Here is a 21062-nt window from a genome sequence, read left to right as displayed (position 1 = left end):
ATAAAGAATCCTTAAGGAAAATAGAAGAATCCGTGAATTTTCAAAATTCCCTTTATAACTATAGAAGTTTTTGTTATAATGATCGAATGTAGAGGAGGATATTACATGAATTACGGAAAACGCGGAACTTCAAAAAAACAGAAGTCCATGAACTCCAAAACGGCAAAAGTAGGAAAAAAGGCAAGTGTCATATTTATAAAAGCCTTTCTGATCTGCCTGCTTGCAGTCGGCGTAGTCGGTCTGTGCGGCGGAATCGGAATTGTAAAGGGAGTGATCGATAATGCGCCGGATATCACCAGCGCCAGCGTCATTCCCAGAGGCTACAAGTCTGTGATGAAGGATGCAGAGGGGAATAAGACGGCGGAGCTGGTTACAGCGGGCTCTAACCGTGTCTGGGTGGATATCGACCAGATCCCCGAGCATGTGCAGAAGGCTTTTGTAGACATTGAGGACGAGCGGTTCTATGAGCATAATGGCGTAGACCTGAAGGGTATCATCCGTGCAGGCATACGCGGAGTGACCAGTGGATTCAAGCGTACGGAGGGTGCCAGCACCATTACCCAGCAGCTTCTGAAGAATAATGTGTTTGATTTTATGAGCGAGGATACTCTTGCGGAGAAGATCGAGCGAAAGCTCCAGGAGCAGTATCTGGCGATTCAGCTGGAAAAAGAGATGACAAAGGATGAGATTCTGGAGGCATATCTGAATACCATTAACCTGGGCCAGAACACCCTGGGCATCCAGGCGGCGTCCAACCGGTATTTCAATAAAGATGTCAGCGAACTGACCATTTCCGAGGCCGCGGTGATCGCAGGTATCACCAAGAGCCCGAATAAATATAACCCGGTAACATCTCCCGAGGACAATGCAGCCAGACGGGAGCTGGTGCTGGAGGCCATGAAGAAGAACGGCCATATCAGCCAGGCAGAGTATGACGAAGCCATGGCAGACGATGTGTACGATCGGATTCAGACCACCAATAAGGCCAAGAGCACCGCGGAGGTGTACTCTTACTATGTGGACGCCACCATTGAGCAGGTCATCAATGATCTGCAGGAGGTGAAGGGTTATACCTCCCAGCAGGCTTACAATCTGGTTTATAACGGAGGCCTGACCATTGAGACAGCCCAGGATCCCAAGATCCAGGCTATTATGGATGAGGAGACTTCGAACACGGACAACTATCCGGCCAATGTGAAGATCGGTCTGGAATACGCGCTGACCGTGGAAAAGCCGGACGGTACCCAGACCAACTACAGCAAGGAGATGATGGAGAAGTACTTTAAAGAGAATGAGTCCTCCAGTTTCGAGCTGCTGTTTGATACGGAGGAAGACGCCCAGGCGCACATCGACGCCTATAAGGCGGCCGTATCCGAGGATGGCGACAAGATCTACGAGAATATCAATATGACAATACAGCCCCAGGTGTCCATGGTCATCATAGATCAGTCCACGGGCTATGTAAAGGGCATTGTGGGAGGCCGCGGCGAGAAGACCACCAGCCTTTCCCTGAACCGCGCGGTAGATACCACCCGTCAGCCCGGTTCTACCTTCAAGCCGGTATCCACCTATGCGCCGGCTCTGGATTCCGCCGGAAAGACCCTGGCGTCTACCCAGTACGATGCGCCCTATAACTATGACAGCGGAAAGGGACGGGCAGTCCGGAACTGGAACGGAGAGAACTATCAGGGATGGAGCTCTATCCGGCAGGGTATCGCCCAGTCCATGAATATCGTGGCGGTCAAGACCCTGACAGACATAACCCCGGCTCTGGGTATTACCTATCTGGAGAACATGGGTATCACCACCCTGCAGACCGAGACCACGGCGGACGGACTGAACGATTATACCCAAACCATGGCTCTGGGTGGTCTGACCAGAGGCGTGACGAATCTGGAGCTGACCGGAGCCTATGCCACCATCGCAAACGGCGGCGTATACTGCAAGCCGGTTTTCTACACCAGAATTCTGGATCATGATGGAAATGTCCTGATCGACAATACAGAGGCTGTGACCAGAACCGTCCTGAAGGACAGTACAGCCTGGCTGCTGACCAGCGCCATGCAGGACGTAGTGACGGTGGGTACAGGTAAAGCCGTGAACTTCAGCGGTATGAGCGTGGCCGGAAAGACCGGTACCACATCCAAAAATAACGATGTATGGTTTGTGGGCTATACCCCGTATTATACGGCAGGTATCTGGGCAGGCTATGATAATAACCACAAACTGAACAGCAAGAGTGGCGAGACCAATTACCACAAGAAGATCTGGAAAGCAGTTATGTCCCGGATTCATGAAGGACTGAGTGATCCGGGCTTCCCGAAGCCGGCGTCTGTCACCAGCGCTACAGTCTGCGCTGCGTCCGGAAAGCTTCCGATACCGGGCGTCTGCGACGGCATGGTGAAAACCGAGTATTTTGCGGAGGGTACAGTGCCCACCGAGTACTGTGATGTTCACGTGACAGGAGAAGCTTGTGTGGAAAGCGGCGCTCTGGCCACCGATGCGTGTCCGGTTCATGAGTTCCGCGTCATCACCCTGGTCCCGGAGAATAACAGCGTATCCGGATCTCCGCTGGTAGCAAAGCCCTGCAGTCTCCATCCGGGCAATGTCATCGGTTCGGTGGTACAGCCTACAGGAAACGGAAGCGAGGTTCCGATTAGCACGGAGGGTCAGGATGCTTCGGATTCCCATGATGATTCAGAGGAGGATACTGACGAGTAAACAAATAGTAAGTATCTAATAAAATGTAAACAGAAAGGAACGGAAATGTATCAGATTGTATTTTTTGATTTGGATGGTACACTGACAGATTCCGGCCTGGGTATTACGAATTCCGTAGCATACGCATTGAGCAAATGGAATATTCATGTGGAAGATCGCGCTTCCCTGAATAAGTTTGTGGGGCCGCCTTTAGAGGCGGCCTTTTCCGAACACTACGGATTCACCCGGGAGGAGAGCCATCAGGCGTTGCTGTACTATCGGGAGTATTTCTGCGAGAAGGGCATGTTTGAAAACCGGGTTTATGAGGGAATCACAGAGCTGCTGGCCCACCTGAAGGCCACCGGCCGGACCGTGATTCTGGCCACCTCCAAGCCGGAGGAATACGCAGTGCAGATCCTGGAGCATTTCGGACTGCTGTCTTACTTTGATCAGGTGGCGGGAGCCAGCATGGACGAGGTACGGGTGAAAAAAAGCGATGTGATCGCCTATGCCCTGGAGCGGGCCGACATCACGGATCTGTCCCGGGCAGTCATGGTGGGTGACCGGGACAATGATATGCGTGGAGCTGCGGACAACGGTCTTGCCTCCATCGGTGTTCTGTATGGCTATGGAAGCCGGGAGGAGCTGGAAGAGGCGGGAGCGGATCAGCTGGCGGAGACTGTGGAGGACCTGAAGCAGCGTCTGGACGGCGGGAGCAGATAAATTTATGAAAATGGAGGCACGGCATGAGTTATTATGACAGAGCACTGGAACTGAAAGAGGAACTGACAGAGAACCGGAGATATCTTCACCGCCATGCGGAGGTGGGTTTTGAGCTTCCGGAAACGAGAGCCTACGTGACGGAAAAGCTGAAGGAATACGGCATTGAGCCCCATCCCTGCGGAGAAGGGATCACGGCTCTCATCGGAAAGGGAGCAGAGGGCGGAGAGGCCGGAAAGGTATTGCTTCTGCGGGCGGATATGGACGCGCTGGCCATGCCGGAGGAGAGCGGACTTCCCTTCGCCTCGGAGAACCCGAAGGCTGCCCACTGCTGCGGCCACGATATGCACGCGGCCATGCTGCTGACGGCGGCAAAGATGCTGAAAGAACAGGAAAATCGCCTTGCAGGAACCGTGAAGCTCATGTTCCAGCCCAGCGAGGAGACCCTGACCGGCAGCCGGAATATGCTGGAGCACGGAATTCTGGAGCAGCCAAAGGTGGATGCCGCCCTTGCTTACCATGTGGGCCCGGGCCAGCTTCCCATCGGTCTGTTCATGTACAATGCAGGCTCCACCATGATGTTTTCCAATAACGATCTGCATATTCGGGTCAAAGGCCGGGGCGGCCACGGAGCCATGCCCCAGAACTGCGTGGATCCCATCAGCGTGGGAGCCCATATCGTGGTGGCTTTACAGGAAATTATTTCCCGGGAAATGAATCCGAAGGCGTCCTGTGTTATTACCATCGGCAGCTTCCATGCAGGAACGACTCTGAATGTGATTCCTGAGGAAGCTATTCTGGACGGTACGCTCCGGGCAGATACGAAAGAAGCCCAGAAGCAGCTGGTAAAGCGGGTGCGGGAGGTGGCGGAGGCCACAGCCCGGGTCTACGGCGCGGAGGCAGAGGTGGAGATTACCGACGGCGCGCCGCCCCTGATCTGTGACAAAGAGACCACAGAGGAATTCGTGGGCTATATGCGGGAACTGGCCATCCCGGGGACCATGGAGCAGCCGGATGTGGCAGCCAGCGCCTCCGAGGATTTTGCCTGCATCGCCGAACAGGTGCCCTCCGCATTTATGTATGTGTCTGCCGGATTCCCCGACGGGCGGGGCGTTGCCTCCGCTCATAATCCGAAGGTGCAGTTCAATGAAGAAGTACTGCCCCGGGGAGCTGCCTATCTGGCCCACTGCGCCCAGCGATGGCTGGAAGAGCATTGCGATAAATAGGGCCTGATGAAGAAAGCAGCGGAAATCCGCGCTTTGCAACCATCAGTTGACAAATTTGACAGTCAGCTTTCTGTTGCGCAACCGCCTGTTATGCTATATTTTGCATAGCCTGTAGGGAGAGTTTTGACAGCTTCCTGCAGAAGGACTGGAAAACAGGCGCAGGGCGCAGAAAGTGAGGAAATAAAGATGATTTTAGCAGATAAAATTATCCGGCTTCGGAAAAAGGCGGGGTGGTCCCAGGAGGAGCTGGCGGAGCGGCTGGGCGTGACCAGGCAGTCCGTGTCCAAATGGGAGGGAGCCCAGTCGGTGCCGGACATCGAGAAGATTCTGCAGATGAGCCGGATTTTCGGCGTGACGACGGATTATCTGTTGAAGGACGAACTGGACGAGGAGGAAACGTTGACTCCGTTGGCTTCCATGGCTTTGATGGAAGAAGCTGCGACAGATACGCCCCTTCGCCGGATTACACTGGAAGAAGCCTCCGAATATCTGAAGCTCCGGAAGCGGGCCGCCCCGAAAATGGCGCTGGCCACCGCATTGTGCGTCCTTTCACCGGTGGTGTTAATTGCCCTCAGCAGCCTCAGCGAATACAGCAGACTGGGTATCGGTGAAAATATGGCTGCCGGAATCGGACTTTGCGTGCTAATTATCCTGGTGGCTGCCGGGGTAGGACTTTTCCTGTCCTGCGGCTTTCAGGTCAAGGCCTACGAATATCTGGACACAGAGCCCTTCGAGCGGGCAGACGGCGTGGAGCGTATGGTCCGCGAAGAACAGGCGGCTCATCAGCCGTTCTACGCAAAATGCAATATCTTCGGAACGCTGCTCTGCATTCTGGCTGTCCTGCCCTTTTTCGTGGCCCTGACTTTGAATATCCGGACCCAGTGGTCGGTGCCGGTCTGCATTCTGCTGGTATTGGTGGCGGTAGCCTGCTATGCCTTCGTATACGGCGGAACCTACCAGAACGCCATGAAACGGCTCCTGGAGGAGGGCGATTACACCCGTGCTAGCAAGGCCCGGAGCAAACTGCTCGGCACTGTCAGCGGCTGCTACTGGCTGGTGGTGACAGCCATCTTCCTGTTTTATACCTTCGGCCCAAACGGCAATGGCCAGCCCCAGTACAGTTGGTTTATCTGGGCCGTAGCAGGCGTACTGTTCGGCGCGGTGGTTATGGCAGTGAAGGTCCTGTGGAAAGGGCCGGAAAATAATTTCTGAAAAATGTCCCCAAAACATCGATTTCCTGCAACTATAAATAAAAGGAAATACCGTATGAGAGGAGGAACCGCCATGACCGACAAAAAACTTCTGCATCTGCTGGAACAAAATCCGGAGGAGGGCATGGGTATTCTGATGGAACACTATATGGGCCTGCTGTGGAGCGCCTGCCGTCTGTATCTGACGAATCCGGAGGATATCCGGGAGTGCGTGCAGGAGACCTTTGCGGATTTTTACGGAAACCGGGAGAGGTTCCGGGTGGAGAAGGGAACGGTCAAGGCGTACCTCTATGTGATTGTCAAACGGAAGGCCATCCGGATGGCAGCCCGGAATGGGAAGCAGAGCGCGGTTCCCATGGAAATGCTGGAGGAAGCCATAGCGGACAGCGGCGAGGATGCCATCTTGAACCGGGAGGCGCTGGAACAGGCCCTCTCGCAGCTGAAGGAGCAGGACAGTCGGATGATCCGGATGCAGTATTACGACGGAATGACCTGTCGGGAGATCGCCGAGGCCATGGAACTGCCCCTGGAGACTGTGAAAAAGCGGCAGCAGAGGAGCCTGAAGAAGCTTCGGCTGGCGCTCATTGCCCTGGTGCTGCTGGGTCTTCTGGGAGCCTGCGCGGCGGCCGTATATCGGTTCCGTTTCAATCCGGTGACGGGCATCCGGGATTCGTCTGAGGAGATTTACATGGGGACGGGACTTCCGCTGGAAGTAGAGACGGAATACGGAAAAATCACGGTGGAGTACGCCATCTGGCAGGAGAAAAGACTGTATGTGAAAATGACAGTCGTTCATCCGGAGGAGGATCACTGGAGCAGCGTGGTCCATGAGAACATCTGGGTGGAAAGTGAGGAGGGTACCCGACTGGACGGCTCCGGCAGCAGCGGCCAGGATCCGGAAAAGGGAATGCTGCTTCTGGACTGGGATTTCACTTTCTACAAACCTCAGGAGCAATTTCTTCTTCATCTGTTTGATCAGACCGTAACGTTACAGATGACAGCGCTTACGGAATACGACAGTCTGGATGCCATCGGCCAGCCGGTGACCCATAAGGGCCGTACCCTGGTAGTGAACGGCAACTGGAAGGATGAGAACACCTTGCAGCTGAACGCCTGGAGCTATGGGAAGGAACTCTGGAAGATCTGCGGTCTGGGGCATTATCCTATATTGCCGGAGGAACGGGAAAAAGAGGATTATGTACTTTGGCTGCGCGACGGCCTGGATGGCAGCGGCAGCTTCACAGCGGAGGTAAGCGCGCAGCAGGGCAGGCCCTATCAGCTGAGGATTCCGGCTGTTTCCCTGAAAGCGGAACTGGGAACGGAGGGCCCGCTTTTTGAAGTGCCCATTCCGGCGGAAAATGGCCCGGAAGCAGTGGAGATTCCCTTTGAAGTGGGAGAGGATCGGTATCATATCGTAAAAGTAGAGCGAAAGGCCACGGAAGTAGAGATGGAGGATGGTTCCATCAGGTACGGTACGCAGGTGCTTCTGTATGTGGAACCGGTTGCTCTGGAAAAGAATACAAAATTATTTTCCATCTCCGCCAGCTGGGGACGGATGAATACAGGGACATCCTATTCCCTGAACCGGGAAAGCGGCGAGCTGGAAGCAGACGGAGAAACTGCGCCGGTTTTTTCGGCTGAGGGAAGCACCTGGCCTCCGGCCATGTATTACGAGGGCGAGTACGCGGAATATCGGCAGGAGCTGATGCTGTACTACGGGCCGGATGAAACGATCCCGGAAAAGACCTGGGTCCGCGTCGACAGAATAATAAAAAACTGGGAGCAGGAATATCGCTGCACTATCCGATAGGCGTTCCCGGGGGCGGAAATGGAGATAATATTTATGAAAAGAATTAAACAGATCTTTGACGGTGACTACGGCTGTGAAGAACGCGCCGCAAATGAAAAAGCGAGAGTGCTGGTCATCCTGGAGGACGAAGAGTGCCGGGAAACCACCCTGTCCGTGGAAGACGCCTGGCTCCTGGAGCAGGGGCTGGACGAAGGAGACGGGTGGCCGGAGGAACCGCGGATATAGATTGTAAGGCGGCGTTGCATGCGGCGTGGGAAGAAAAAGTATAGGGGAAAAAGAACAAATGTTCCGATTTCTCTATACTTTTTTCGTGATCCATGTTATAATTTCGGATAACATGAAGTATGCTAAATCCATCGGGAAAAGGAAATCACACGATATGAAAGAACAAGGACATTCGCAATCCGCTTCGCTGCTTGCTCATGAAAGCAGCCCCAAAGGCGGTGCTGCTTTCAAATTACACAGCGAATACCAGCCCACCGGCGACCAGCCCCAGGCCATAGAAAAGCTGGTGGAGGGCTTCAAGGAAGGCAACCAGGCCCAGACTTTACTGGGTGTTACGGGATCGGGCAAGACCTTTACCATGGCCAATGTGATACAGGCCCTGAACAAGCCGACCCTGATTATCGCCCACAATAAGACCCTGGCGGCCCAGCTCTACGGCGAGTTTAAAGAGTTTTTCCCCGAGAACGCGGTGGAATACTTTGTTTCCTACTACGATTATTACCAGCCGGAGGCCTACGTGCCTTCGACGGATACCTATATTGCCAAGGATTCTTCCATCAACGACGAGATTGATAAGCTGCGGCTGTCGGCCACGGCCGCCCTGATTGAACGGCGGGACGTGATTATCGTGTCCAGTGTGTCTTGTATCTATGGTCTGGGCGAGCCGGAGAATTTTGAGAAGATGATGGTTTCCCTGCGACCCGGCATGGAGAAGGATCGGGACGAAGTGCTGCGGCAGCTGGTAGATATCCAGTATGACCGCAATGATATGGATTTTAAGCGCGGTACCTTCCGGGTGCGGGGAGATGTGGTGGAGATTATCCCGGCCAATGAGTCCGAGCTTGCGGTGCGGGTGGAGTTCTTCGGAGATGAGATTGACCGGATTACCCAGATTGATGTGCTGACCGGGGAGATCAAAGGAGAGCTGGAGCACATCGCGATCTTTCCGGCCTCCCATTATGTGGTGCCCATGGAGCAGATTAAGCGGGCAGCGGCGGATATCGAAAAGGAACTGGAGGAGCGGGTACGCTGGTTCAAGAGCGAGGACAAGCTTCTGGAGGCCCAGCGGATCGCGGAGCGGACCAATTTTGATATTGAAATGCTGAAGGAGACCGGATTTTGCTCCGGCATTGAGAATTATACGAGACACCTGACCGGGGCGGCTCCGGGTATGCCGCCGAATACATTGATGGATTATTTCCCGGATGATTTTCTGATTATCATAGACGAGTCCCATAAGACCGTGCCCCAGATCCGGGGTATGTATGCGGGTGATCGGTCCCGGAAGACCACGCTGGTGGATTACGGCTTCCGGCTGCCGTCGGCGCTGGATAACCGTCCTCTGAATTTTGAGGAGTTTGAGAGCAAGATTGATCAGATCATGTTCGTTTCGGCGACACCGGGCGAATACGAGGCTGACCACGAGATGCTCCGGGCGGAGCAGATCATCCGGCCCACAGGGCTTCTCGATCCGAAGGTGGAGATCCGACCTGTGGAGGGCCAGATCGACGATCTGGTGGGCGAGGTCAATAAGGAGGTGGCGGCAGGCCACAAGATCCTGATTACCACTCTGACCAAGCGTATGGCCGAGGACCTGACCGATTACATGCGGGAGCTGGGCATCCGGGTGAAATACCTGCATTCGGATATCGATACTCTGGAGCGGACCCAGATCATCCGGGATATGCGTCTGGATGTCTTTGATGTATTGGTCGGCATCAACCTGCTCCGGGAGGGCCTGGATATACCGGAGATTACCCTGGTGGCCATTCTGGACGCGGACAAAGAGGGCTTCCTGCGTTCGGAGGTCTCCCTGATTCAGACCATTGGCCGGGCGGCGCGGAATGCCGAGGGCCATGTCATCATGTACGCGGATACCATTACGGATTCCATGCGCCTGGCTATCGGTGAGACGGAACGCCGCCGCGCCCTGCAGGAGGCTTATAATAAGGAACATGGCATCACGCCCAAGACCATACAGAAGTCCGTCCGGGATCTCATCAGTATTTCCAAAGAGATCGCGAGGGAGGAGCTGCAGTTTGAGAAGGATCCGGAATCCATGAGCAAGAAGGAGCTGGAAAAGCTCATCGCGGACATCGACAAGAAGATGAAGAAGGCTGCTGCGGATCTGAACTTCGAGCTGGCGGCAGAGCTGCGTGATAAGATGATAGAGCTGAAAAAACAGCAGCAGGATATGTGATTACATGTCAATTACGAGGAGAAAAAGAATGGATAAGTTTATCAGAATCCGGGGAGCCAACGAGCACAACCTGAAGGATTTGAGCATCGACATCCCCAGAGACAAATTTGTGGTGCTGACGGGTCTCAGCGGTTCGGGAAAGTCTTCCCTGGCCTTCGATACCATTTACGCGGAGGGACAGCGCCGGTATATGGAGTCCCTGTCTTCCTATGCCCGCCAGTTCCTGGGTCAGATGGAGAAGCCCAATGTGGAGAGCATCGAGGGTCTGTCCCCGGCTATTTCCATCGATCAGAAGTCCACGAACCGGAACCCCCGTTCCACCGTGGGAACCGTGACGGAGATTTATGATTATTTCCGACTGCTCTATGCCCGCATCGGTATCCCCCATTGTCCCAAATGCGGCAAGGAGATCAAAAAGCAGAGTGTGGATCAGATGGTGGATCAGATCATGGCCCTGCCCGGACGGACGAAGATCCAGTTGCTGGCCCCGGTGGTGAAGGGCCGCAAGGGCGAGCATGTGAAGGTGCTGGAGCAGGCAAAAAAGAGCGGTTTTGTCCGGGTCCGTATTGACGGGAATCTTTATGAGCTGTCCGAAGAAATCAAGCTGGAAAAGAATATCAAGCATACCATTGAGATCATGGTGGATCGTCTGGTGGTCAAAGAGGGCATTGAGCGCCGTCTGGCGGATTCCATTGAGACCGTCCTGAACCTGTCCGATGGCCTGCTGGTGGTGGACGTCATCGGCGGAGAGCCTCTGACCTTAAGCTCCAGCTATGCCTGCCCGGACTGCGGCATCAGCATGGAGGAGATCGAACCCCGGAGCTTTTCTTTTAATAATCCTTTCGGAGCCTGCCCCGAGTGCTTTGGCCTCGGTTACAAGATGGAATTTGACGAGGAGCTGATGATCCCGGACAAGTCCTTAAGCATCGCCGAGGGCGCAATTACCGTCATGGGCTGGCAGTCCTGTACGGATCCGTCCAGCTTCACCTATGCTCTTTTAAAAGCTCTTTCCAAGGAGTATCAATTCGACCTGACCACCCCTTATGAGCAGCTGTCCGAAGAGACACGCCGCATGTTAATTCACGGCACCAATGGCCGTAAGGTGAAGGTCTACTATAAGGGGCAGCGGGGCGAGGGCGTCTATGATGTGGCCTTTGAGGGCCTGATCAAAAATGTGGAGCGTCGTTACCGGGAGACCGGTTCCGAGGTCATGCGCCAGGAATACGAGACCTTCATGCGGATCACCCCTTGTAAGGCCTGTGGCGGCCAGCGCCTGAAAAAGACCTCTCTGGCGGTAACCGTGGGAGATAAGAATATCGCGGAAGTGACGGAGATGTCCGTGCTGAAACTGTATGATTTTCTGAAGGAACTGCAGCTGACAGACCAGCAGCAGTTGATCGGCGAGCAGATCCTGAAGGAGATCAAGGCCCGTATCGGCTTCCTGATTGACGTGGGACTGGACTACCTGACCCTTGCCCGGGCCACCGGAACCCTGTCCGGCGGCGAGGCCCAGCGGATCCGTCTGGCCACCCAGATTGGTTCTGGCCTGGTGGGCGTGGCCTATATTCTGGACGAACCCAGTATCGGTCTGCACCAGCGGGATAACGACAAGCTGCTGGCTACGTTAAAACGTCTGCGGGATCTGGGCAATACCCTGATCGTGGTGGAACACGACGAGGACACCATGTTCGCGGCGGACTATATTGTGGATATCGGACCCGGTGCGGGCGAGCATGGTGGAAAAGTCGTGGCGGCCGGCACAGCGGAGGAGATTATGGCCTGCCCGGATTCCATCACCGGAGCGTATTTGAGTGGCAAATTAAAGATTCCGGTGCCGGAGACCCGCAGAAAGCCCGCAGGCTGGCTGACGGTCAAGGGTGCTTCCGAGAACAATCTGAAGAATATCCAGGTGGATTTTCCCCTGGGCGTCATGACCTGTGTTACCGGCGTCTCCGGTTCGGGAAAGAGCTCTCTGGTCAATGAGATTCTCTATAAGACCCTGGCACGGAAGCTGAACCGGGCCAGAACCATTCCGGGCAGATATAAGGAAATCATGGGAACGGAGCAGCTGGACAAGGTCATCGCCATCGACCAGTCGCCTATCGGGCGGACGCCCCGTTCCAATCCGGCCACCTATACGGGCGTCTTTGATCAGATCCGTGATCTGTTCGCGTCCACCGCGGACGCCAAGAGCAAGGGATATAAGAAGGGCCGCTTCAGCTTCAATGTGAAGGGCGGCCGCTGCGAGGCCTGCTCCGGCGACGGCATCATCAAGATCGAGATGCATTTCCTGCCGGATGTGTATGTGCCCTGTGAGGTCTGCCAGGGTAAGCGTTATAATCGCGAGACCCTGGATGTGAAATACAAGGGCAAGAGTATCTTCGATGTGCTGGATATGACTGTGGAGGAGGCCATGACCTTTTTTGAAAATGTGCCTTCTATCCGCAGAAAGATCGAGACACTGAATGACGTGGGACTTTCCTACATCAAGCTGGGACAGCCCTCCACCACCCTGTCCGGCGGTGAGGCCCAGCGGATCAAGCTGGCCACCGAACTGTCTAAACGGAGCACCGGACGGACCATCTATATCCTGGACGAGCCCACCACCGGCCTTCATTTTGCCGACGTCCACAAGCTGACGGAGATCCTTCAGCGACTGGCCGAGGGCGGCAATACGGTGGTGGTCATCGAGCATAATCTGGATGTGATTAAGACCGCGGACTATATCATTGACATGGGTCCCGAGGGCGGCGACCGGGGAGGCACGGTTATCGCCAGTGGTACGCCGGAGGAGGTGGCCGGGCAGGAGATCTCCTACACCGGCCAGTATCTGAAAAAATATCTGAAGTAAGTATTTCTGCACAAAACAGCCCATGGAAACGGGGGTACATTTCCCTGTTTCTATGGGTTGTACTTTTATCATTTTTCGCATATACTTAAACAGAGTATAGAAACAACCAAATCCAAACGGAGTACACATAATGATTCAAAAGTTATACGAAACACTTTGTAATATAAATGGAACGGAACAGGTTCTGCGGGACGAGCCCATGAGCCGCCATACTACCTTTCGCATCGGCGGCCCGGCGGCCCTTTTCTGTATCCCCCGGAGCGTACCGGCCCTGGCGGCGACTGTGAAGGCCTGTATCGAGGCAGATATTCCCTACTATATACTGGGAAATGGCAGTAACGTGCTGGTCAGCGATGCAGGCTACCAGGGCGTGGTGATTCAGCTGTTCCGCAATATGGACGGGATTCGGATCAGAGGCACAGAGATGGAAGTGGAAGCCGGAGCCCTGTTGGTAAAGATCGCCCACACGGCGGCAAAGGAGAGCCTGACCGGACTGGAGTTTGCGTCTGGGATCCCGGGTACATTGGGCGGAGGCCTGACCATGAACGCCGGAGCTTACGGCGGAGAAATGAAGGACGTGGTGAAGGAAGCCGTGGTGATGAAGCCCGATGGCGAGATCCTGCGCCTGACAAAGGAAGAGCTGGAGCTGGGATACCGGACCAGCGTCATTGCCCGGAAGGGCTATCTGGTCATAAGCGCTCTTCTGAAGCTAAAGGAGGGAGAGGCGGAGGTCATCCGGGCACGGATGCAGGAGCTGAAGGAAGCACGTATCTCCAAGCAGCCCCTGGAATATGCCAGTGCCGGAAGCACCTTTAAGCGGCCGGAGGGTTATTTCGCGGGGAAGCTCATCATGGATGCGGGACTGCGTGGTTTTACCGTGGGCGGTGCCCAGGTGTCGGAAAAGCACTGCGGCTTTGTGATAAATCGGGGCGGGGCCACGGCACAGAATGTCATGGATCTGGTCCGGCAGGTGCAGAATGAGGTTAAAAAGCAGTTTGGCGTGGACCTGGAGCTGGAAGTGAAGCTGCTGGGATTTGCAGACAGATAAGACAGGAGAAGATACAGATGAGATTTGTAATCGTTACAGGTATGTCGGGTGCAGGACGCAGTACCGCTCTTCGGATTCTGGAGGACGCCGGATATTTCTGCGTGGATAATCTTCCGATTTCCCTGATCGGGAAGTTTTCAGAGTTGATTTATTCCGGTACAAGCGAGATTTCCAAGGTGGCTTTGGGCATCGATATTCGAAGCGGAAGAACCCTGGACGAGCTGACGGCGGCTCTGGAGGAGCTGACTGTGGCGGGACGCAGCTATGAGATCCTGTTCCTGGACGCCTCTGACGAGGTGCTGGTGAAGCGCTATAAGGAGACGAGACGGAGCCATCCCCTGGCCCAGGAGGGCCGCGTGGCCGAGGGCATCACGGAAGAGAGAGGCCGTCTGGAATTCCTGAAAAAGCAGGCAGACTATATCATAGATACCAGCAGTCTGCTGACCAGAGAGCTGAAGCAGGAGCTGGATAAGATTTTTGTACAGAATAAGGACTTTAAGAATCTGGTCATTACCGTGCTGTCTTTCGGATTCAAATACGGAATCCCCACGGATTCGGATCTGGTATTTGATGTGCGCTTCCTTCCGAATCCCTATTATAATGAGGACCTGCGGAAGCTGACGGGCAACGACCGGGCGGTGCAGGATTTCGTCATGGGCTTTGAGGTATCCCACCGGTTCTTGGACAAGCTCATTGATATGATACAGTTCCTGATCCCCAACTATGTGCTGGAGGGGAAGAACCAGCTGGTGATTTCCATCGGCTGCACCGGAGGAAAGCACCGCTCCGTGACCCTGGCAAATATGCTCTACGAGCGGCTGCGGGAGAATACGGACTACGCGGTTCGGATGGAACACAGAGATATCGCGAAGGATAACGTGGTGAAAGCCCATTAATCAGTATGAGGTGGAAGATGTCATTTTCCAGTGAAATAAAAGAAGAGCTTTCTCATCAGATACCGGCAGCCAGACATTGCCGTCTGGCGGAGATCGCGGCGATCCTGAATTTTTGCAGCCATGTGGAGCAGGAGAAAGAGCCCAACCGGGGAAATGGCCTGAAAATGCACACGGAAAACCTGGCGGTTGCAAGAAAATACTTTACATTATTGAGAAAAACATATAATATAAAAATGAGTGTTTCTGTTCGTCAGAGCAAAAGCCAGAATAAAAGCTTTCAGGGAACCAGAATCTATGAGGTATGTTCTCATGGTGATATGGCTGCTGTGGAGCATATTCTGATTCAGAATCAGTGCTGTAAAAGGGCCTATATCCGAGGAGCTTTCCTGGCATCCGGTTCTGTCAGCGATCCGGAAAAGGGATATCATTTTGAGATCGTGTGCAGCAGAGCTGACAAGGCGGAGCAGCTACGGGAGATGCTGCTGGGCTTTGGAGTGGACGCGCGGATCACCACCAGAAAGAAAAGCTATATCCTGTATGTAAAAGAAGGTTCCCAGATCGTGGATATTCTGAATATCATGGAGGCCCATGTGGCACTGATGAAGTTTGAGAATGTCCGGATTCTGAAAGAAATGCGAAATTCTGTGAACCGTCAGGTGAACTGTGAGACGGCGAATCTGAATAAAACCGTTTCTGCTGCGGTAAAGCAGATTGAGGATATACAGTATATTCAGAAGACCATCGGTTTTGATGAGCTTCCTGAGAATCTGGCTGAGATAGCCCAGCTTCGGCTGGAACAGCCGGAGACGACCCTGAAGGAGCTGGGGCAGATGCTGACTCCGGCGGTGGGAAAGTCAGGAGTGAATCACAGGCTGAGGAAGCTGAGTATGATAGCAGAACAGCTAAGGGATCACAAGGAGGAGAATTATTATGATGAAACAGGAAATCACCATTCAGATTCCGGACGGGCTTGAGGCCAGACCGGTAGCGCTGCTGGTGCAGGTGGCCAGCCAGTACGGCAGCGAGATCTATGTGGAGAGCGATAATAAAAAAGTAAATGCCAAGAGTATTATGGGCATGATGACACTTGGTCTTTTCGCAGGCGAGAAGGTAACTGTCTCCGCGGACGGCGAGGACGAGGAAGAAGCCATGGCGAATATCGAGAAGTTTTTAAGCAGCAAATAGAAAGAAGATCCGGGAGGACTGATGTCGGAAACACAGTACATACCTTGTGTTTTGGCAGCAGTCCTTGTTTTTTTGCCTGAAATTTGCTATGATGAGACCAGAAGACTGCTTGAAGAAAACAGGAGTGGCAGATGGACGCGTATACAGGATTTGCGGAAGTGTATGATCTGTTTATGGATCAGGTTCCCTATGGGGAATGGAGTGAACGGATCGTTCAGATATTAAAGGAATACGGAATCCGGGAGGGACTGGTACTGGATCTGGGTTGTGGAACCGGCAGTATGACGGAGCTTCTGGCGGAGGCAGGCTATGACATGATCGGTGTGGACGCTTCCGAGGAAATGCTGGAGCTGGCCTATGAAAAACGAGCCGAGTCGGGACACGATATTCTGTATCTCTTACAGGATATGCGGGAGTTTGAGCTCTATGGTACGGTGCGGGCCATCGTCAGCGTCTGTGATTCCCTGAATTATATTACAGAAGAGGAAGAACTGCTGCATGTGTTCCGGCTGGTGTAGAATTATCTGGATCCGGATGGAGTGTTCTTTTTCGATATGAACGCCATTTACAAATACAGCGAGATGCTGGGCGAGACCACTATCGCGGAGAACCGGGAGGAGGGCAGCTTTATCTGGGAGAATTATTACGACCCGGCGGAGCAGCTGAATCAGTACGATCTGACCCTCTATGTGCGGGATGAGGACGACCGGTATGTGCGGTTTGAGGAGACCCATATCCAGAAGGCCTATGCGCTTGAGCGGGTGCTGGAGCTATTGGAAATGGCAGGACTGAAAGCGGAGCGGATCTTCGATTCCGATACCGGTAAAGAGGTTACAGATACCACAGGAAAGTTCTGTATCGCGGCGCGGAAGGCGTGAGATACGGAATATTCAGATAAGAAAGAGGAGTAAAATTATGGGAGATTATATCGTAAGAGCGACGGCTGCGGATCACCAGATTCGCGCCTTTGCCATCACATCAAAGGAAATGGTGGAGCAGGCACGCTCCATTCACAATACCAGCCCGGTAGCCACCGCGGCCTTGGGCCGCCTTTTGACGGCCGGAGCCATGATGGGCTCCATGATGAAGGGAGACGCGGATCTGCTGACTTTGCAGATCAAGGGAGCAGGAGCCATCGGCGGCATCACCGTGACAGCGGATTCCAAGGCCCGGGTCAAGGGCTATGTGGATGAGCCCATGGTACTGCTTCCGCCGAACGCAAAAGGCAAGCTGGACGTATCCGGCGCCATTGGACCGGGTACCTTACGGGTTATCAAGGATCTGGGCCTGAAGGAGCCCTATGTGGGGACTGTAGAGCTGCAGACCGGCGAGATTGCGGAGGATCTGACCTATTATTTTGCCACCTCCGAGCAGGTACCCTCCTCCGTAGGACTGGGCGTTCTGTTAAATAAGGACAATACCATCCGGCAGGCAGGCGGTTTCATCATTCAGCTGATGCCCTTTACCGATGATAAGGTCATCGACCAGCTGGAGGAGAAGCTGAAGGGCATGGATTCCGTGACAAAGCTTCTGGATCAGGGCATGAGCCCGGAGCAGCTTCTGGAGTATCTGCTGGGCGATTTCGGCCTGGAGATGAACGATACGGTTCCGGCGTCCTGGTACTGTAACTGCAGCCGGGAGCGGGTAGCCAAGGCTATCGTCAGCATCGGAAGTAAGGACATCCGGGAGATGATTCAGGACAATAAGCCCATTGAGGTGAAATGCCATTTCTGCAATCATGCCTATAATTTTGATATCGAGGATCTGAAAGAGATTCTGAAAGCAGCGAAAAGGTGAATAAAGAGGTAACTATATGAGACACGGGTTTATCAGAACGGCGGCGGTGACGCCGAAGATTCAGGTGGCGGACACGAAGGGGAACGGCGCAGAGACCATAAGACTTGCCCGGGAGGCAGCGGCCAACGGCGCGAAGATTATCGTATTTCCGGAGCTTGGTATTACCGGTTATACCTGTTCGGATTTGTTTTTACAGGAGCTTCTGTTGAAAAGCGCCAGAAAGGAGCTGTTCCATATTGCCCGGGAGACGGCGGATCTGGATGCATTGATCTTCGTGGGACTTCCCTGGGAGAAGGACGGCAAGCTCTACAATGTGGCGGCGGCTCTTAGCGGCGGACATCTGCTTGGTTTGGTGCCGAAGGTGCATATCCCCAACTACGGAGAGTTCTACGAGCTGCGTCATTTCACACCGGGAAACGCGGAAGCAGAGGATGTATGGGTGCCCGAGGAAGGCGAGGACGGCGATTATATCAATTTCGGAACGAATCTGCTGTTCACCTGCGAGGAGCTTCCCGGACTGGCCGTGGCGGCAGAGATCTGCGAGGATGTGTGGGTTCCGAACCCGCCCAGCATCGGCCATGCCCTGGCTGGCGCGACGGTCATCGTGAACTGTTCGGCCAGCGACGAGACCACGGGCAAGAATCTGTACCGGGAGTCTCTCATAGGTGGACAGTCTGCCCGTCTGGTATGCGGATATATCTATGCCAATGCCGGGGAGGGTGAGTCCAGCCAGGACCTGGTATTCGGCGGTCACAATATCATCGCGGAGAACGGTACGGTTCTGGCGGAGTCGGCCCGTTTTACCAGCGAGACCATTTACGCAGAGCTGGATATCGCGCGGTTGGTGGGTGAGCGTAGAAGAATGACCACCTTTCAGACGAATGTGTCCAGCCCCTATATGGAGGTGGGCTTCCATTTGAAGAAGGAAGAGACAGAGATGTCCCGCTACGTGGACCCGGCGCCCTTTGTTCCCAGCAGCGACAGTGACAGACAGCGCCGATGTGAGGAAATTTTTTCCATTCAGTATATGGGTCTGAAGAAGCGTCTGGAGCATACCCACTGCAAGACTGCGGTGGTCGGGATCTCCGGCGGCCTGGATTCTACTCTGGCGTTGTTGGTTACGGTGAAGGCCTTTGACAGTCTGGGATTGCCACGGTCCGGTATTATGGGCGTGACCATGCCCTGCTTCGGAACCACAGACCGGACCTACCGCAATGCCTGCGATATGGTGCAGAAGCTGGGAGCCACGCTGAAGGAGGTGGATATCCGCGAGGCCGTGACCATTCATTTCCGGGATATCGGACACGACCCGGAGGTCCACGATGTGACTTACGAGAATTCCCAGGCCCGGGAGCGCACCCAGGTGTTGATGAATCTGGCCAACCAGGCGGGCGGCATGGTCATCGGTACCGGTGATATGTCAGAGCTGGCCCTGGGCTGGGCCACCTACAATGGCGATCACATGTCCATGTATGGCGTCAATGCGGGCGTTCCGAAGACGCTGGTGCGCCATCTGGTACGCTATTACGCGGATACCTGCGGGGACGCGGAGCTTTCAGGGGTGCTGCTGGACGTGCTGGATACGCCGGTGAGCCCGGAGCTGCTGCCGCCCAAGGACGGGGAGATCGCCCAGAAGACAGAGGATCTGGTGGGACCCTACGAGCTGCATGATTTTTATCTGTATTACATCTTACGTTTCGGTTTTGAGCCGGCGAAGATTTACCGGCTGGCACAGAAAGCATTTGCGGGCGTCTATGATAGGGAAACCATGCTCAAATGGCTGAAGGTATTTTACCGAAGATATTTTGCCCAGCAGTTTAAACGTTCCTGTCTGCCGGACGGCCCGAAAGTGGGTTCCGTGGCGGTATCGCCCCGGGGAGATCTGCGGATGCCCAGCGACGCCTGCTCTGGGTTATGGCTGGCGCAGCTTGAGACACTGAAATAGAGAATAAATTTGTATTATGTAAACCGAAAGACGGCCCGGTGTGACTGGCTGCAAATTAAATTCAGGGGAGAAGAACATGGCATTTAAGATTATTACGGATTCCGCGACGGATCTGCCCAAGGAGATTATCGAGAAATATCAGCTTCATGTGATTCCGACGCCGGTGACCATCGATGGAACCGACTATTTTGACGGCAAGACCATTTTCCCGGAGGATTTCTACCGGATTCAGGCGCAAGGGACTGACATTAAAACCTATCATATCAACCAGTATATGTTCCGGGAGAATTTCGAGCCCTACGCCAAGGCCGGGGACGAGGTGCTGTATCTGTGCTTCTCCACGGGTATCGCGGGCACCTTCAATGCGGCGAATCTGGCCAGAGAGGAGCTTTTGGAGGAGTATCCGGATTTTAAGATCACCATCATTGATACCAAGTGCGCTTCTCTGGGCTTTGGTCTGGTAGTGGAGAAAACCTTACGGATGCAGGCAAATGGCGCGCCGAAGGAGCTGATCATCGAGGCGGCGCAGTATTTCTGCGATCACATGGAGCATATCGTAACCGTGGAGACCCTGGAATATCTGTACAAGGGCGGACGTTTAAGCCGTACTTCGGCAGTACTGGGCGGTGTGCTGGATCTGAAGCCGATCATCGAGGTCAATGACGACGGAGCGCTGGTGGCCATTGAGAAGGTGCGCGGACGGCATAAATCCCTGAAGCGTTGCGTGGAGCTGGTGGGCGAGCGCGGCGTGGAGATGGATAAGCAGATCATTGGCGTAGTTCATGGAAACGATCCGGAGACCTGCGATAAGGTGAGCGAGATGCTGATGGAGAAGTATCATTGCCGCGGTATCATTAAGTCCTGGGTAGGCTGCGCCATCGGAGCGCATACGGGCCCCGGAATTATCGGTATCGTGTTCCTGAGCGCAAGTGAAGAGAAGTATGCAGATTACCTGAAATAAGATGAATGAAACGAGAAAATGTCCCCCTCTTCGGGCGTTAGCTTATTTTTCGCAGCTTCTGACTGCGCCAGGCAGCACCTGAAGGAGCCACTGTCTGAGACCCGCAGGGTCGAGTTTGGCGATCAGGTGCGAATAAGCCGCGTGGTCAGAAGCCGGAAAATACAGCGTGCCCGGAGAGGGGGACATTTTCTCGTTTTTGTTAATGTTATAATGTCAAGAAAATCTTAAGAAATATCAGACAGAGAACTTAAAAAAGCCTTGTTATAACTATGGATAGACAGTAGAAT

15 protein-coding genes and 1 pseudogene are annotated in these 21062 nt (G+C 54.1%); all 16 read left to right on the top strand.

Annotation, left to right across the window (positions count from 1 at the left end; translation table 11 throughout):
- Window positions 1-105: 105 nt before the first annotated feature.
- The 16 genes and pseudogenes from H8S44_RS01700 (at window position 106) to H8S44_RS01625 (ending at window position 20775) form a co-directional block, all read left to right on the top strand.
- Window positions 106-2721 (top strand): transglycosylase domain-containing protein, encoded by a 2616-nt coding sequence (locus H8S44_RS01700; protein ID WP_186872788.1) that lies wholly within the window; start codon window positions 106-108, stop codon window positions 2719-2721.
- 45 nt (window positions 2722-2766) lie between these two features.
- Complete coding sequence (locus tag H8S44_RS01695; protein WP_186872789.1) at window positions 2767-3423, top strand: HAD family hydrolase; 657 nt, start codon at window positions 2767-2769, stop codon at window positions 3421-3423.
- Between the two features lie 23 nt (window positions 3424-3446).
- A complete protein-coding gene (locus H8S44_RS01690; protein ID WP_186872790.1) occupies window positions 3447-4646 on the top strand; it encodes a M20 metallopeptidase family protein in 1200 nt (399 codons plus the stop codon).
- Window positions 4647-4832: 186 nt separating this feature from the next.
- A complete protein-coding gene (locus tag H8S44_RS01685) occupies window positions 4833-5858 on the top strand; it encodes a helix-turn-helix domain-containing protein (protein WP_186872791.1) in 1026 nt (341 codons plus the stop codon).
- Window positions 5859-5930: 72 nt separating this feature from the next.
- Window positions 5931-7667 carry an RNA polymerase sigma factor gene (locus H8S44_RS01680; RefSeq protein ID WP_186872792.1) on the top strand — a complete coding sequence of 579 codons (1737 nt, stop codon included), beginning with the start codon at window positions 5931-5933 and terminating at the stop codon, window positions 7665-7667.
- 33 nt (window positions 7668-7700) lie between these two features.
- Window positions 7701-7892, top strand: a complete 192-nt coding sequence (locus tag H8S44_RS01675) for a hypothetical protein (RefSeq protein ID WP_186872793.1) — start codon at window positions 7701-7703, stop codon at window positions 7890-7892.
- 154 nt (window positions 7893-8046) lie between these two features.
- Window positions 8047-10092 carry an excinuclease ABC subunit UvrB gene (uvrB, locus tag H8S44_RS01670; RefSeq protein WP_186872794.1) on the top strand — a complete coding sequence of 682 codons (2046 nt, stop codon included), beginning with the start codon at window positions 8047-8049 and terminating at the stop codon, window positions 10090-10092.
- 28 nt (window positions 10093-10120) lie between these two features.
- Window positions 10121-12943 (top strand): excinuclease ABC subunit UvrA, encoded by a 2823-nt coding sequence (uvrA, locus tag H8S44_RS01665; protein WP_330593517.1) that lies wholly within the window; start codon window positions 10121-10123, stop codon window positions 12941-12943.
- 130 nt (window positions 12944-13073) lie between these two features.
- Window positions 13074-13991 (top strand): UDP-N-acetylmuramate dehydrogenase, encoded by a 918-nt coding sequence (gene murB / locus H8S44_RS01660; protein WP_186872796.1) that lies wholly within the window; start codon window positions 13074-13076, stop codon window positions 13989-13991.
- Window positions 13992-14008: 17 nt separating this feature from the next.
- Complete coding sequence (gene rapZ, locus H8S44_RS01655) at window positions 14009-14887, top strand: RNase adapter RapZ (RefSeq protein ID WP_186872797.1); 879 nt, start codon at window positions 14009-14011, stop codon at window positions 14885-14887.
- Window positions 14888-14904: 17 nt separating this feature from the next.
- On the top strand, window positions 14905-15861 hold the full coding sequence (whiA, locus tag H8S44_RS01650; protein ID WP_186872798.1) for a DNA-binding protein WhiA: 957 nt from the start codon (window positions 14905-14907) through the stop codon (window positions 15859-15861).
- Window positions 15818-16072, top strand: a complete 255-nt coding sequence (locus tag H8S44_RS01645) for an HPr family phosphocarrier protein (protein WP_186872799.1) — start codon at window positions 15818-15820, stop codon at window positions 16070-16072. Before whiA ends, H8S44_RS01645 begins: the two co-directional genes overlap by 44 nt.
- 131 nt (window positions 16073-16203) lie before the next feature.
- A pseudogene (locus H8S44_RS16795) lies at window positions 16204-16950 on the top strand (class I SAM-dependent DNA methyltransferase).
- 37 nt (window positions 16951-16987) lie between these two features.
- Window positions 16988-17869, top strand: a complete 882-nt coding sequence (gene hslO / locus H8S44_RS01635; RefSeq protein WP_186872800.1) for an Hsp33 family molecular chaperone HslO — start codon at window positions 16988-16990, stop codon at window positions 17867-17869.
- Window positions 17870-17885: 16 nt separating this feature from the next.
- Window positions 17886-19814 (top strand): NAD(+) synthase, encoded by a 1929-nt coding sequence (locus H8S44_RS01630; RefSeq protein WP_186872801.1) that lies wholly within the window; start codon window positions 17886-17888, stop codon window positions 19812-19814.
- 76 nt (window positions 19815-19890) lie between these two features.
- The gene (locus H8S44_RS01625; protein ID WP_186872802.1) at window positions 19891-20775 is read left to right on the top strand and encodes a DegV family protein; all 885 of its coding nucleotides are present in this window, start codon (window positions 19891-19893) and stop codon (window positions 20773-20775) included.
- The last annotated feature ends 287 nt before the right edge of the window (window positions 20776-21062 follow it).

This window comes from Anaerosacchariphilus hominis, assembly GCF_014290175.1.
Lineage (GTDB): Bacteria > Bacillota > Clostridia > Lachnospirales > Lachnospiraceae > Laedolimicola > Laedolimicola hominis.
The sequence above is the reverse complement of the archived record's forward strand: the minus strand, read 5'-3'. Positions and strand labels throughout refer to the sequence as shown.